Here is a 14,133-nt window from a genome sequence, read left to right as displayed (position 1 = left end):
AACTTCTCTTGACCGTGTTCATACGCGGGCGCGTCGCGCTCGTGGGCGCCGTGGCCGGGGCGACCGTGCTCGCCACGGCCGCCGTCCCGGCGAGCGCTGCCGACCCCGCCCCCGCCACCGTGGCGACGACCGGGGTCTACGGCCTCGACTTCGCGGGCGGGCGGCTGGTGACGGCGGAGCGGAGCGCTTCCGGCGACCGCATGGTGTTCGACCGCCGGGTGTCCGCCGACGCCACGACCGTGGGGGAGCGCGAGAGCCTCGCCTTCGCCGGGACGTACGCCAACGACGCGCACCTCAGGACGGTGCCCTGCGACAACGGCGCATGCGTCGACCTCATGGCCTCGGGCCACGGCGACGTCGGCGTGGTGTTCGTCGACGGCGACGACGCCGGCACCGAGAGCGTGCAGTTCCGCGCGCCCGGCAACTCGTACCACGGGACCGGGACCCACTACCCGGCCGGTACCGCGCGGATCGTGGACACGACGGGGCGCGCCTACGTCGTCAACGGCGGTTCTCCCGCCAAGCAGCAGGCGGGCATGTACCCGGGCTACACCTCGACCGCCGACCCCGTCGTCCGCACCCCGAGCGCGGCCTCCGTCTGGGGGACGACGCTCTGGGCGGCGACCACCACCGGGGCGCTCAGCGCGACCGACCTGGGGACGAAGAAGGTCGTGGAGACGGCGGCCACCGGCGCCCCCTGCGTGATCAAGGAGGTGCGCGCGGTCGGCCGCTGGCTCTACTGGAACTGCGGGACGACCGGTGCCGCGGGCGTGTACGACCGTACGGCGAAGAAGTCGTTCACCGTGCCGTCCGGGCCCGCCCTCGTCGGCGACGGCTACCTCGTCCGGCACGACCGGAGCACGGGCGAGCTGCTGCTCACCGACTTCCACACGGGCAAGGCGGCCGCCCCGCGCGTGATTGCGGCGCTCCCGGCGGGGAAGACCGCCGACCAGCGGCGGCTGACCTGGGCCGTGGACAAGTTCGGCGGCGACATCGCGTATCTCGACGCCGCGCAGACCCTGCACCTCGTGCCCAGCGGGGTGCCCGCGCAGCCCCTCGCGAAGATCGCCTCCGATCTCGGCGACGCGTACATGGACATCAAGGGCGTCGACGGGCTGGAGAGCTGGAACAGCAGCTGGCAGTTCAACAAGCCCGTCTCCTGGACGTACGCCGTCAAGGACTGGACGGGCCGCACGGTGCGCACCCTCAAGGGCGGTGACGGGACCGAGGCGGACGTCAACTGGGACGGCCTGACGGACGCGGGCGGATACACGGGTAACGGCACGCACACCTGGACCCTGACGGCGACGGCCGAGGACGGTTCGGGGAAGTACACCGCCAACGGGACCATCTCGGTCGGCGGCGGCAAGGCGGGCTTCCACGACCAGGGCCGCTCCGGCATCGGCGACCTCGTCACGCTCAACTCCCACGGGGACCTGACCATCCAGTTCGGGCAGGGCTCGGGTGCCTTCAGCGGCAAGGCGTCCGGCACCGGCTGGCCGGCCGGCACGGTCGCCGTGCCCTTCGCAGACACCGGCAGCGACCGCTGCTCCGACTTGTTCGTCCGGATGCCCGGCGGTGAACTGCGCCGGTACGAGGGCAACTGCGGCGCCTCCGGCTACAAGCCGACCGGCAAGCACACCGTGATCGGCGGCGGCTGGCAGCAGTACGACGTGCTGACGTCGCCCGGCGACCTGAACGGCGACGGCCGGGCCGACCTCATCGCCCGTCAGACGTCCACCGGGGACATCTACTTCTACGCGGGCACGGCCGCCGGGAAGTTCCTCCCGAAGACCCGGATCAACACCGACTGGCGGACGTACGCCCAGATCACCGGCGTCGGCGACATCACCGGCGACGGCATCCCCGACCTGCTCGGCCACGACCGCAACGGCGGCCTGTGGCGCTACAACGGCCTGGGCAACGGCCGCTTCGCGCCGCGCGTGAAGGTGTTCTCGGACTGGGGCCGCTCGTACAACGCGCTGATCGGCGTCGGCGACCTGAACGGCGACGGCCGGAACGACTTCGTCGTGCGCGACTCGGCGGGCAAGCTGTTCCGCAACAACGGCAACGGCAAGGGCTCCTTCGGCGCCCGTACGCAGATCGCCACCGGCTGGCAGACGTACAAGGCCATCTTCTGAGCCCCTGAGCCCGCCCCCACTCCGCCGACGGCGCCGCGCGGCCGATACCCGATCGGCTGCGCGGCCGGGGCGGGCTATGCTCGGGGGTGATGTGCCGAGGGCCGTTAGCTCAATTGGTCAGAGCAGCGGACTTTTAATCCGTTGGTTGTGGGTTCGAGTCCCACACGGCCTACCTCGTGGCCCCGGGTCAGCGCGTGCGCGACCCGGGGCTCCGTCGTGTGCGGGGGCGGGCGTCAGACCAGGAGCTTCGACTTCGCTCGCTGGTACTCCTCCTCGGTGATCGCGCCCTTGTCCTTGAGGTCGGCGAGCTTCGACAGGTCCTCGACGTGGCCGCCGCTCTTGTGGTGGCTGCCGCCGCCCTCCGTACCCGCCGCGTCCCTGATGTACGCCTTGAAGGCGGCGTCGCGTTCCTTCGCCTCCTGGACGTCGCGCTTGCCCATGGACTTGCCGCGGGCGATCACGTAGATCAGCACGCCCAGATAGGGCAGGACCAGCGCCAGGATCAGCCAGCCGGCCTTCGCCCAGCCGCTCAGGTCATCGCTGCGGAAGATGTCCATGATGACCCGGAAGAGGAGGAAGAGCCACATGATCCAGAGGAAGAACCAGAGCATCGTCCAGAACAGGTTGAGCAGGGGATAGTCGTCCATCGTCCACTCCCGGAGCCTCGAAATGGCTGAGTCTGAAATCAGTCATATCGCCATATGGGTCCGTGCGCCCGTTGAAGGGGGAGCGCTGTGGAGGGCGGTGGCTACTTCTCCGGCTCGGAGGGGGCGGTGGTCGTGGCCGCCGCCGTCTTCCTGCTGTGGACCATGATGCCGATGAAACCGGCGAGGAATCCGCTGATCAGGCCCGATATCGCGTGGTTGACCGCGTTGACGGACGCGCTGCCCGGGAGGCCGATCGCCAGGTAGTTCACCGCCGCGCTCATCGCCGCGCCCATCACACCGCCGATGAGGCCGCTCTTGGCGGCGGCGCGTGCGGGTGACGGCGGGGTGGCCGAGGGGGCGGGGGTGTGATCGGAGGCGGCGAGCGGTGCGGCCATGGTCGAGAGCCCTCCAGACAGGCTGCGATCAGAGACCGGGAGCAGCTCTCCGCGCGCGCCGGCATGCGCGGTCGGGGGCCTGCTCACACGGGCAGCCCACCGAGCCGGGGGGTGCAGCAGATACCTTGCGCCAGAACACATGTTCCTCGCAACACCTTCTCGTTTTCGGCACTTTGGGGTTCGGATCAAGGGAGGCCGCGGTCCGCGCCGCCGGTGCGCACGGGGTGCGCGGGACGGGTGGTGGTCATGAGAGCTCCGAAGATGCCGTAGAGTTGGGTTCACCGACGCGGGGTGGAGCAGCTCGGTAGCTCGCTGGGCTCATAACCCAGAGGTCGCAGGTTCAAATCCTGTCCCCGCTACTGAAGGATCAGGCCCGGCACGCAGACAGCGTGCCGGGCCTGATGCGTTGTCGCCCCATCGGCGGCCGAGGATTCGCCCGGTGGCCGCGTCGGCGCGAGGCTGGGGGAGGTGCGCGGTACCGGCCGTGGCCGCACCGGGCAGGAGACCGCAGGTGAGGAAGTGGGAGCGACGGCGGCGCGGGTCGGACGGCGCGGGCAGCCGCCGGTTCGTCCGGGTGCTGCCGGTGGCGATGATCGTCATCGGGGTGGTGTTCGACCTCTTCACGCCACCCTCCTTCACCGCCGTCCCGATCTTCGCGGCCGCGCCGCTGATCGCCGCGCCCTTCTTCGGTCTGGGCACCACGATCCGCATCGGGATCGCCGCGGTGCTCGCGGTCGCGGGCATCCGGCTCTACACCGGCGACCTGGTCGAGGTGGTCTCGTTCATCGAGATGCTCACCGTGCTCACGGTCGCCGTCCAGGCGTGTGTGATCAACCGGGTCGTGCGGCGCGGCAGCGAGCAGCTGGCGTCCGCCCGGATCATCGCGGAGACGGCCATGCGGGCCGTGCTCCCCGCCCCGCCGGAGCGGATCGGCGGACTCCAGGTGGCCGCGCGGTACGAGGCGGCGCAGGCGGACGAGTTCGTCGGGGGCGACCTCTTCGCGGCCGCCGACACTCCGTACGGCGTACGGCTCGTGCTGGGGGACGTACGCGGGAAGGGGCTGGAGGCGGTCGGGGCGGTGGCGGTGGTGATCGGGGCGTTCCGCGAGGCGGCGGAGCACGAGAAGTCGCTGGAGGGCGTGGCGCAGCGGCTGGAGCGCGCGCTGGCGCGTGAGTCGGTACGGCGGAGCAACCTGGACGCGTTCGAGGGGTTCGTGACCGCCGTGTTCGCGGAGATCCCGCCGGGCGCGGAGCGCGTACGGCTGGTGAACCGCGGCCATCCGGACCCGTTGCTGCTGTACGGGGACGGGGCGGTGGAGGCGCTGACGCCCACGGAGCCCGCGCTGCCGCTGGGCATGGACCTGGGGGTGCGGCCGGACCGCTCGGACGAGTGGGAGCTGCCGCCCGGTGGGACGCTGCTGTTCTACACGGACGGCCTGTCGGAGGCCCGTGACGCCGAGGGTGTCTTCTACGACCCGGCGGAGCGGCTGCGGGGGCGGCTCTTCCCGGGGCCCGAGGAGCTGCTGTCCGCGCTGACCGACGACGTACGGCTGCATACGGGGGGCGAGGCAACCGACGACATGGCGCTGCTCGCGGTGGCCCGGCCGGCCAAGGGGCAGCCCGACCGGCGCAGGACGGTGAAGATCATCAAGGGGGATGCCACGCTGCGTGACTGAGGGGCGCCACTCCGCATAACATTTGACGCAACGTCAGAAAACGCGTAGTGGCTGAGCGCCGATCAACTCGCCCGATTGCACCCGGTTGTGTCCCGTAAAGTCCAGGCCGAGCGCGTGAACGATCAGTGGGAACAGCTTGGAATCGGACCCGTCTGTCTATTAACGTTCGATAACGCAGCGCGGTTGTCCCAGCCGTCGTCAGGGACGGCGCCGCGCGCGTGCGCCGAATTCCGCAAGGGAACCGGGGAACCACCTACATGGGGTGAATCGGGCATCTTCGTCTTCACAAGAGGCGGAGGAACCCGTAGGAGACCTTCCTGCTCCGAACCCGTCAGCTAACCCGGTAGGCGAGAAGGAAGGAAAGGAGCGCGCCCGCGTGGCGTCCAACAAGCCTGCCCCCGAATCACCTTCCCGGTTCGTGCCCGAGTACGGCGCCGACTTCGCGTCCGGCACCGGCACCGCGTACATCCCGGAACAGGGCGGCGACTACGCGACCGACCGGGGCAACGGCTTCGCCACCGGCGCCGGTTACGGCAGCGGCTTCCGCGCCGACGACGCCGACTCCGAGCGGACCTGGGAGGAATGGAACCCCACCGAGGAGTCCGTCCGCCCCGTCCGCGGCAAGCACCGTGTCGCCAAGCAGCGCAATGGTCTGGCCCGTAGCTCCACCGTCCTCGGCGTCGGTGTCATCGCGGCCGTCGGTGCGGGAGGCATGGCCACCGCGCAGAGCAAGCCGCCGGTCTCCATCTCTCTTCCCGATTCCATCGCGGACAATCTCCCCGACGCCAAGTCCCTTCCCGGCGTGGGCGCGTTGTTCTCCGGCGAGAGCGAGGCCGAAACCCCCGCGACCGCCACCGCCGCCGCCCCGCTGACCACCGCCGGCATCACCACCGCCGAGGCCGAGCAGGGCACCACGGACGCCGGTGAGGCGCTGCGCGCCCGCATCCTCCAGCAGGCCGAACAGCAGCAGGGCGCCGCCGACGCCGAGGCGAAGGCGGCCGAGGAGAAGGCCGCTGCCGAGAAGGCGGCCGCCGAGGCGAAGAAGCAGCAGGACGAGGCCGCGGCCAAGGCCGCCGCCGAGAAGAAGAAGGCGGAGGAGGAGGCGAAGAAGAAGGCCGAGGCCCTGCGCCTGGCCAAGCTCGCCGCCAGCTACGCCATCCCCACCTCCTCGTACACGATCACCTCGACGTTCGGCGAGGCCGGCTCGATGTGGTCCTCCGGTTACCACACGGGCCTCGACTTCGCGGCCCCGACCGGCACCCCGATCAAGGCCATCCACACCGGCACCATCAAGTCGGCCGGCTGGTCCGGCGCCTACGGCTACCGCACGGTGCTGGAGCTGGAGGACGGCACCGAGCTGTGGTTCTGCCACCAGTCCTCGATCGGCGTCACGGTCGGCCAGAAGGTCACCACCGGCGACACCATCGGCCGCGTCGGCGCGACCGGCAACGTGACCGGCCCGCACCTCCACCTGGAGGTCCACACCCCGGACGGCACCGGCATCGACCCGATGGCCTGGCTGCGCGCCCGCGGCCTGACGGTCTGAGGTCTCCTCCTCCGGCACCCCGGCCCTTCCCCGCACGCGGCCTTTCGAACCCCGGCAGCCCTGACGCACACCCCCCGACGTCAGGGCTGCCGGTCTGTGTGGCCGCGGCCTGCCGGATGTAGGTGGCACGGAATAGCGGGCGGGCCGGAAGCTGTTGTTCCACCTATGACTTCACTGCGCAATCTCGGCCCGTCGGGCCTCCAGGTCTTCCCGCTCTGCCTCGGTGGAAACGTCTTCGGCTGGACCGCGGACGAGGCCCAGTCCTTCGCCGTCCTCGACGCGTACGCGGCGGCAGGCGGCAACTTCGTGGACACCGCCGACGCCTACTCGCACTGGGTGCCCGGCAACGAGGGCGGCGAGTCGGAGACGGTCATCGGCAAGTGGTTCGCCTCGCGCGGCAACCGGTCCGACGTCGTGGTGGCCACCAAGGTCGGTGCGCTCCCCGGCTACAAGGGCCTCTCGGCGCCCACGATCAAGTCGGCCGCCGAGGAGTCGCTGCGCCGCCTCGGCACGGACCACATCGACCTGTACTACACGCACTTCGATGACGAGACGGTCCCGGTCGAGGAGATCATCACCGCCCTCGACGAGCTGGTGAAGGAGGGCAAGGTCCGCGAGATCGCCGCCTCCAACATCAGCGCCGCGCGGCTGCGCGCCTCGCTGGAGTTCTCCGAACGCGAGGGCCTGGCCCGCTATGTGGCGCTCCAGCCGCACTACAACCTCGTCTCGCGGGACACCTACGAGGGCGAGCTCCAGGACACCGCCGCCGACGCCGGGCTCGCGGCCGTCCCGTACTACGCGCTGGCCGCCGGTTTCCTCACCGGCAAGTACCGCCCGGGGACGGCCGTGGACAGCGCCCGCGCCGGGAGCGCGGCCGGTCACCTGGAGTCGGAGCGCGGACAGCGGGTGCTCGCCGCGCTCGACACGGTGGCCCGGGACCGGGACGCCGAGATCGCGACGGTGGCCCTGGCCTGGCTCGCGTCCCGCCCGACGGTCGCCGCGCCGATCGCCTCCGCCCGCACGGTCGACCAGCTGCCCGCCCTGCTGGCGGTCGCCGGGCTCGAGCTGACGGACGAGGAGCTGTCGACGCTGACGGCGGCCTCGGCCTAGCGATCAGGCCTGCGGCCCGTGGGGGTGGGGCTGTTGGCCGTAGGGGTGCTGACCGTAGGGCTGCGACTGCGTCGTCGGGTACGGGGACGGGCGGCCGTACGGATTCGGGTTGCCGTTGTACGGGGCCGGGTTGCCGTACGCGTACGGCACGGGCCCGCCCGCGTACGGTCGGCCGGGTGGCCAGGCGGCCGTGTAGCCCGGCGGGCGGCGGTGCGTGGCCCGGGCCGCGTACGCGAGGGCGGGGCCCGCGATCTCGCGGCGCTGCCACAGGTGGTGCAGCAGCTCCAGCTCGCGTGCGGCGAAGTCCGGGTCCGTCCTGCCCAGTCCGGCCTGCCGGCGCAGGGAGGCCAGGGACGTCGCGAACGCCTCGTACTCGGCGACCGCCCGCGCCGCCGCCCTGCCGCGTTCCTTCGCCTCCTTGGCACGGACCCTCGCGTAGTCCGGGTGGTACGGATGGCCGGAGGCGCTCACCGCGTACCGCCTGCGCGCCGCGTTCCTGGCCAGGGCGCGGGCCCGCATCGAGGCGAGGGCGCGGGGCTCGTCGGGGGTGAGCCAGCCGGCTTCGGCGTACGCGGGGAGCTCGACGGCCAGGGAGCGCAGCTCCTTGCGGCGGGCCCGGACCACCTGCCAGGTCACCAGGCCGAACACCGGGACCATGAACGCCCCGTACACGATGTAGAAGCCGTACCGGCCGAAGGTCGCCGAGCCGTTCCACAGGGCGTGCATGCCCATCGCGAGGACCAGGCCGAGCAGCGGTACGGCGATGCGCCGCACCCGGCGGCCGGGGGCGCTGCTCGCGGCGATCCCGAGACCGATGCCGGTCAGGACGGTGAAGAGCGGGTGGGCGAAGGGGGTCATCACGGCCCGGACCAGGAACGTCACCACGGTCACCGACGCGAAACCGGAGTCCAGTTGCTGGTCCTCGCCGAAGGCGTTGCCCAGGTAGAGGATGTTCTCGGTGAAGGCGAACCCCGTCGCGGTGAACCCGGCGACGACGACGCCGTCCACGATCCCGGTGAAGTCCCTCCGGCGGAAGAGGAAGAGCAGCAGGACGGCGGCCGCCTTGGCGCTCTCCTCGACCACCGGTGCGATGACCGTGGCGCCGAGGGTGTCGGCGTTCCCCGGATCGCTGTCGGCTATCCACCGGGTCGCGAACGAGTTGGCGAGAATGGCGACCAGGGCGGCGGCGCACGCGCCCCACGCGAAGGCGAACAGCAGATTCCGCCACGGCGACGGCTCGACCCGGTCCAGCCAGCGGAAGGCCGTCATCAGCACCGGGACCGGCAGGACGGCCAGGCTCAGGCCGACGAGGAAGCCCTCGGTGCCGGTCTGGTCGCGGACCAGGGCGAGGATCACCACCCCGCAGAGCGCCAGCAGCGTGAAGACGGCGATGACTCGGAACGTACGGTTCCGCCAGAGCAGGCCGACGCGGCGCGGCCGGTAACGCCACTGACCCCGCGCCGGCACGGCGGCCAGGATCTCGCCGACCCGCTGCTCCTGGAGCACCGGGACGGCCGGCTGATCCCACCGTTGTCGCTGAACAGACCCGTCGGACACCCCTTGACCCTAACGAGCGGGTCCGACAACGGCCATGGTGCCCGTCGGGCTCAGACGCGTGCGAAGAGCAGGTCGTGCACGACGTGGCCCTTCCCCAGGCCCTGGCCCTCGAACCGGGTCCGCGGGCGGAACGCGGGGCGCGGGGCGTAACCGCCGTCGGCCACCGTGTTCTCGAAGAGGGGGTGCGCGGTCAGCACGTCGAGCATCTGCTCGGCGTACGGCTCCCAGTCGGTCGCGCAGTGCACGATCGCCCCGGACTTCAGCGGGCCCGCCACCAGGTCCAGGAACTCCGGCTGGATCAGCCGGCGCTTGTGGTGGCGGGACTTGGGCCACGGGTCGGGGAAGTAGACCCGCAGCCCGTCCAGCGAATCCGGCTCCAGCATCTCGCGCAGCAGGATGATCGCGTCACCGTTGGCGACCCGGACGTTGGTCGAGCCGTTCCGGTCGGCGAGGCCGAGCAGGTTGCCCTGGCCGGGCGTGTGCACGTCGACGGCGAGGATGCCGGTGCCCGGGTCGTCGGCCGCCATCTGCGCGGTGGCCTCACCCATGCCGAAGCCGATCTCCAGGACCACCGGGAGGCCGTCGAACAGGGCGGGCAGGTCGAGGACGCTCAGCCCGTCGATGTCCAGGCCCCACTTGGGCCAGAGCCGTTCCAGGGCGTTCTGCTGGCCGGGTGTGACCCGGCTGCGGCGCGGCTGGAAGCTGCGGATGCGGCGCTCGTGGTGCGAGCCGGCCGGGTCGGCGGCGGGGCCGCCGGGGAAGCGGGGCTGCTGGCGCATCCGGCGCGCGCGCTCCAGGGACGCGGCCCGCACGTCGTCGGGGATCCCGGCGGTGGTGGGCACGGCGCCGTCGTCGGGCGTCGGGGAGGGGTTCTTGGGCTCAGACACAATGCCCTGATTCTACGGGGACGGGCTTCCTGCCACGGAGGGCGCGGGAATCACCCCGTCGTCGCCCGCTCCGGCGGCTTCCAGCCCGCCGCCCGGGCCCGGAGCAGGGCGCGGCGGGCCACCTCGCGGCCGATGGGCAGCGAGGCGGTGGCGGCGGGCGACGGGGCGTTCAGCACGTGCACCGTGTGCGGGGCCTCGCGGATCAGGAAGTCGTCCACCAGCGTGCCGTCCCGGAGCACGGCCTGGGCGCGGACCCCGGCCGGCGAGGGGCGCAGGTCCTCCTCCCTGACCTCGGGCAGGAGGCGGCGGACCGCCTCCGTGAACGCGCGCTTCGAGAGGGAGCGGTGCACCTCGCCCGCCCCGTACCGCCAGTGTCTGCGGGCGATGCGCCACGAGCCCGGCCAGCTGAGCGTGTCCATCAGCTCGCGGGGCCGGACGACGGGCCAGCCGTAGCCCTCGCGGGCGGCGGCGGGCACCGCGTTCGGGCCGACGTGGACGGAGCCGTCGAAGCCCCGGGTCAGGTGGACGCCGAGAAACGGGAACGCCGGGTCGGGCACCGGATAGACGAGCCCGCGCACCAGCTCGGGCCGCGCCAGCTCGTAGTACTCCCCCCGGAACGGCACGATCCGCATCCCCGGGTCGTCCCCGGCCAGCCGGGCGATCCGGTCGCAGTGCAGCCCCGCGCAGTTGACGAGCACCCTGGCCCGGACCACCAGTCCGTCGGCCGTGCGCACGGCCACGCCCCAGGGGCGGCGGTCGATCGCCGTGACCTCGGCGCCGAAGCGGATCACGCCGCCCGCGCGGCGTACCTCGTCGGCGAGGCGCCCGGCGACCGCCCGGAAGTCGCACACGCCCGTCGTGCCGACCCGGATCGCGGCGAGGCCCCGCACCTTCGGCTCGTACTCGGCGATCTGCGCGGGCCCCAGCTCGCGCACCGGCAGCCCGTGCTCGCGGCCGCGCTGGACCAGGGCGTGCAGCCGGGGCAGCTCGGCGCGGTCCGTCGCGACGATCAGCTTGCCGGTCACCGCGTGGGTGATGGAGTGCTCCCGGCAGAAGTCGGTCATCTCGGCGCTGCCGCGCAGCGCGTACCGCGCCTTGAGCGAGCCCGGCGGGTAGTAGATCCCGCTGTGGATCACCCCGCTGTTGCGGCCCGTCTGGTGGCGCGCCGGGCCCTTCTCCTTCTCCAGCACGGTCACCCGGGTGCCGGGCGCGGTGCGCGTGAGCGCGTACGCGGCCGACAGGCCGACGATCCCGCCGCCGATCACCAGCACATCGCAGTCGTACGCCGCGTGCGTCATCATCACGCCACCTCCCACCCCGATAGTGCACTGACCCACTGACAACGCACTCAAACCCGTGCGGTCAGCGTGGCGGTTCCCCGGAAGTGGGACTTCCATGCCGACGTCGGGATTTTTACGCAGGGGCGACCAGAAGGGGCCGGGCGCGCTCGCGCAGCTCCACGACGCGCGGCTCGTCCCCGTACGGCTCCAGTCGGTGCAGCAGGTCGCGTACGTACTCGGTGGTCCGCGCCGACGAGATGCGGCCCGCCACCTCCACGGCCCGGGTGCCCGCCGCGCAGGCGGCGTCCAGATTCCCCGACTCCAGCTCGGCGACCGCCGACACGACGAGCCGCAGCCCGTGCGAGCGGACGAACTCCTCGGTGGGCCGGGACAGCGCCTGCTCGGTGAAGCGCCGGACCTGGCGGGGCGCCTTCAGGTCGAGATGGCACTCGGCGGCGTCGGCCGCGAACCGGTCGTACGAGTAGAAGCCGAGCCACGCCGGGTCGGCGTCGCCCTCCCGGGAGCGTTCGAGCCAGCTCTCGGACGCCTTGAGCGCGGCCCCCGCGGCCGGCGCGTCGTTCGCCTTCGCGTGCGCGCGGGCCTCGACCAGGCGGAAGAAGCTCATCGTGCGGGCGGTCGCGAGCCCCCGGTTGCGCTCGACGGCGGCCTGCGCGAGGTCGACGCCCTCGTCGGCGAAGCCGCGGTAGGTCGCCTGGAGCGACATCGACGCCAGGACATAGCCGCCGAGCGGCACGTCGGCCGCCGCCCGGGCGAGGCGCAGCGCCTGGATGTAGTACCGCTGGGCCGCCTCCTGCTGGCCGGTGTCGAAGGCCATCCAGCCGGCGAGCCGGGTCAGCTCGGCCGCCGCGCCGAACAGCGCCCGGCCGACCTCGTCGCTGTACGAGCCGAGGAGGAGCGGGGCCGCGTCCACGCGTAAGCACTCGGGGACCATCGAGGAGCGCCAGTCGCCGCCGCCGTACTTGGAGTCCCAGCGGCGCGCGTCCTGGGCGGCCTCGCGGAGTTTGGATACGTCGCTGTGGCCGACGCGCAACGAGGAGGCGTCGCCTCCGGATTCGGGGCCGGGCTGGGCCGGGATCAGGAGGCTGTGGCCGGTGGCCGTGCCGGTCGCCTGGGCGGGCGATGCGGCTGTGTCCGGCTGGGCGGGCGCCCCGGCGGGGCCGTGCGCCCCCGGTGCGCCGTGCGCGCCGGTCGGCTGCCCCCCGGCCGTGGCCGGTGCCCGCGCGACCGACGGGTCGGCGGGGGATATCAGCCAGCGGGACGCGGGTGTGGCGTACGCGCTCACCGAGAACGAGCCCGCGAGCGACTGCCAGATCCCGCCGCTGCCCGCGCGCCGCCCGGCCAGATCCAGCCGGTACAGCTCCGTCGCGGACCGGACGGCCGCGTCCACGTCACGCGGGAACGCCAGGCCGACCTCCGGCGCCGGATCGGCGTCGGCGAGACCGATCTCGTGCAGCGGGACGGGCCGGCCGAGCTTGGCGCCGATCGCCGCGGCGATGAGATGGGGCGCGGCGCCCTGGGGCACCATGCCCTTGGAGACCCACCGGGCGACCGACGTCTTGTCGTAGCGGAGGGTCAGTCCGCGCTGCGCCCCGAGGTCGTTGACCCGTCGGGCGAGCCCGGCGTTACTGATTCCCGCGAGGGCGAGAACGGTGCCGAGCTTCTCGTTCGGTCCTCGTTGCTCCCTGGACATGGCCACCCCTCGACACACAGACGGCAGCCGCGTCACCGTCTCGGCGCGCGGCATTCGTACCGTGTTCTCCCCAGGGACGAACCCTGTCACTCCGCCCGCACACGCATTTGGCCGTGCCCCGGGGAATATGCCGCCCTGCAGAGAACATCAGTGCACCCAGCGTAGTTCGTCGCATCCCTACCGTTAAGGGCCGGACGTCCGTATGGCGGGATTGTTGTCCGTCCCGGCCACGTGCGGGGTGCTGTGGGGCGGGAGGTGACGCGAGGGGCGTACGGGGCGGTGGAGGCGAACACGCGGCGGAGGAAGGGAAAAGGAAGAGCGGGGGAATGGCGGCGGTACGGGGGAGGGGGAGTGGAGATCGCCGGAGCGGGGTGCGGGCCGGCCCGTGAGGGTGTGCGATTCCGCTTCGCGGCGGCGGAGTACGGGGTTCGTCGCGCCGCTCCCTCTCCCCGCCGACCAGCGCGGACCGGCGCGCGGGGCGTTCGTGCCCGCTGTCGCCCCGCTCGCCCCCGGCGGGGCCGGCCAGGGTCCTCCGAGGGCTCCGTGCGTGCACCCCGGTGTGTGGCCGTGCGCCCGCACGTGCGCTCTGGCCCGGTCCGGGAGGCGGCGCTTGCATGGGTGCTGCGTGGATCGGCCCGCTGCGTCCGACGCAGGGGGCTGGGGGATATCGCCGCCTCATTCCCCGCAGGCGGTGGACCGGTCCGGGGGGCGAGGCCCGCCTCCCGGACCGTGTGTTCCCGGGGGTCCGGGGGTGTGGACCTTCGGTGCGGCGGGTGGACGGCCGAGCGGATGCGTTGACCGGGGCGACGGCGGCCAAGTGTGGTGATATCGGAGCGAATCGGCCAATCGATCAGGTGGCCAACGGTTCCGTTCCGCCCTGAGATTGGCCGGATGTCGACGGTCGGATGAGGTCGGGCCGGGGGAGGCGCGTGCCCTTCCGCCGTCGCGGGATCCGGGTGCGGGCGTTGGCCGGAAGCGGGCCGTTCACGCGGGACCGTACCGGGGAACGCAACGCCCGGAATCCGCAATTCCGTTGCTCTCCCGGGCGACGCGCGCGAGCCCCGCACGGATCGCGCGTCCCGGCGTCCGCCCAGCGGCCTTTGCCAGGGGCGCATGCGCTCACGACGTGCGCCGTCCGTAGCCACTCCTGCGCGCCGTTGTCGTGGCAGCATGTCCGCAACGGC

The 14,133-nt window shown here is 72.5% G+C and carries 10 protein-coding genes, 2 tRNA genes and 1 riboswitch; of the genes, 6 read left to right on the top strand and 6 right to left on the bottom strand.

Going from position 1 to position 14,133, the window contains the following annotated elements; translation table 11 throughout:
- Positions 1–14: 14 nt before the first annotated feature.
- Both AMK18_RS19680 and AMK18_RS19675 read left to right on the top strand, forming a co-directional pair.
- Positions 15–2,141: an FG-GAP-like repeat-containing protein gene (locus tag AMK18_RS19680; protein WP_241836623.1), complete on the top strand. Its 2,127-nt coding sequence runs from the start codon at positions 15–17 to the stop codon at positions 2,139–2,141.
- Positions 2,142–2,239: 98 nt separating this feature from the next.
- A tRNA-Lys gene (locus tag AMK18_RS19675) sits at positions 2,240–2,313 on the top strand.
- A 61-nt stretch (positions 2,314–2,374) separates the two neighbouring features.
- Here the strand turns inward: AMK18_RS19675 and AMK18_RS19670 are convergent.
- A complete protein-coding gene (locus AMK18_RS19670) occupies positions 2,375–2,788 on the bottom strand; it encodes an SHOCT domain-containing protein (protein ID WP_018101720.1) in 414 nt (137 codons plus the stop codon).
- A 101-nt stretch (positions 2,789–2,889) separates the two neighbouring features.
- A complete protein-coding gene (locus AMK18_RS19665) occupies positions 2,890–3,183 on the bottom strand; it encodes a hypothetical protein (protein ID WP_018101719.1) in 294 nt (97 codons plus the stop codon).
- A 285-nt stretch (positions 3,184–3,468) separates the two neighbouring features.
- Between AMK18_RS19665 and AMK18_RS19660 the strand changes: the two genes are divergently transcribed.
- The 4 genes from AMK18_RS19660 (at position 3,469) to AMK18_RS19645 (ending at position 7,514) form a co-directional block, all read left to right on the top strand.
- Positions 3,469–3,542 (top strand) — tRNA-Met (locus AMK18_RS19660).
- A gap of 152 nt (positions 3,543–3,694) precedes the next feature.
- Complete coding sequence (locus AMK18_RS19655) at positions 3,695–4,858, top strand: PP2C family protein-serine/threonine phosphatase (protein ID WP_018101718.1); 1,164 nt, start codon at positions 3,695–3,697, stop codon at positions 4,856–4,858.
- Between the two features lie 211 nt (positions 4,859–5,069).
- Positions 5,070–5,223: riboswitch (cyclic di-AMP (ydaO/yuaA leader) on the top strand.
- A gap of 11 nt (positions 5,224–5,234) precedes the next feature.
- Positions 5,235–6,404: a M23 family metallopeptidase gene (locus tag AMK18_RS19650; protein ID WP_073863772.1), complete on the top strand. Its 1,170-nt coding sequence runs from the start codon at positions 5,235–5,237 to the stop codon at positions 6,402–6,404.
- Positions 6,405–6,569: 165 nt separating this feature from the next.
- Positions 6,570–7,514, top strand: a complete 945-nt coding sequence (locus tag AMK18_RS19645; RefSeq protein ID WP_073863771.1) for an aldo/keto reductase — start codon at positions 6,570–6,572, stop codon at positions 7,512–7,514.
- A 3-nt stretch (positions 7,515–7,517) separates the two neighbouring features.
- Here the strand turns inward: AMK18_RS19645 and AMK18_RS19640 are convergent, their stop codons facing one another.
- From AMK18_RS19640 to AMK18_RS19625, 4 genes are all read right to left on the bottom strand, one after another.
- Entirely contained in the window at positions 7,518–9,071 is a 1,554-nt protein-coding gene (locus AMK18_RS19640) for a PrsW family glutamic-type intramembrane protease (protein WP_073863770.1), read from the bottom strand.
- Positions 9,072–9,121: 50 nt separating this feature from the next.
- Positions 9,122–9,958, bottom strand: coding sequence for a tRNA (guanosine(46)-N7)-methyltransferase TrmB (trmB, locus tag AMK18_RS19635; protein ID WP_073863769.1), 837 nt, complete (start codon positions 9,956–9,958; stop codon positions 9,122–9,124).
- A 50-nt stretch (positions 9,959–10,008) separates the two neighbouring features.
- Positions 10,009–11,259, bottom strand: coding sequence for an L-2-hydroxyglutarate oxidase (gene lhgO / locus AMK18_RS19630; protein ID WP_073863768.1), 1,251 nt, complete (start codon positions 11,257–11,259; stop codon positions 10,009–10,011).
- A 112-nt stretch (positions 11,260–11,371) separates the two neighbouring features.
- On the bottom strand, positions 11,372–12,949 hold the full coding sequence (locus tag AMK18_RS19625) for a hypothetical protein (protein ID WP_018101712.1): 1,578 nt from the start codon (positions 12,947–12,949) through the stop codon (positions 11,372–11,374).
- Between the last annotated feature and the right edge of the window lie 1,184 nt (positions 12,950–14,133).

Source organism: Streptomyces sp. CB01249 (genome assembly GCF_001905735.1).
GTDB lineage: Bacteria > Actinomycetota > Actinomycetes > Streptomycetales > Streptomycetaceae > Streptomyces.
Note: the sequence above shows the minus strand (reverse complement) of the source record. Positions and strands in the feature narration are given on the sequence as shown.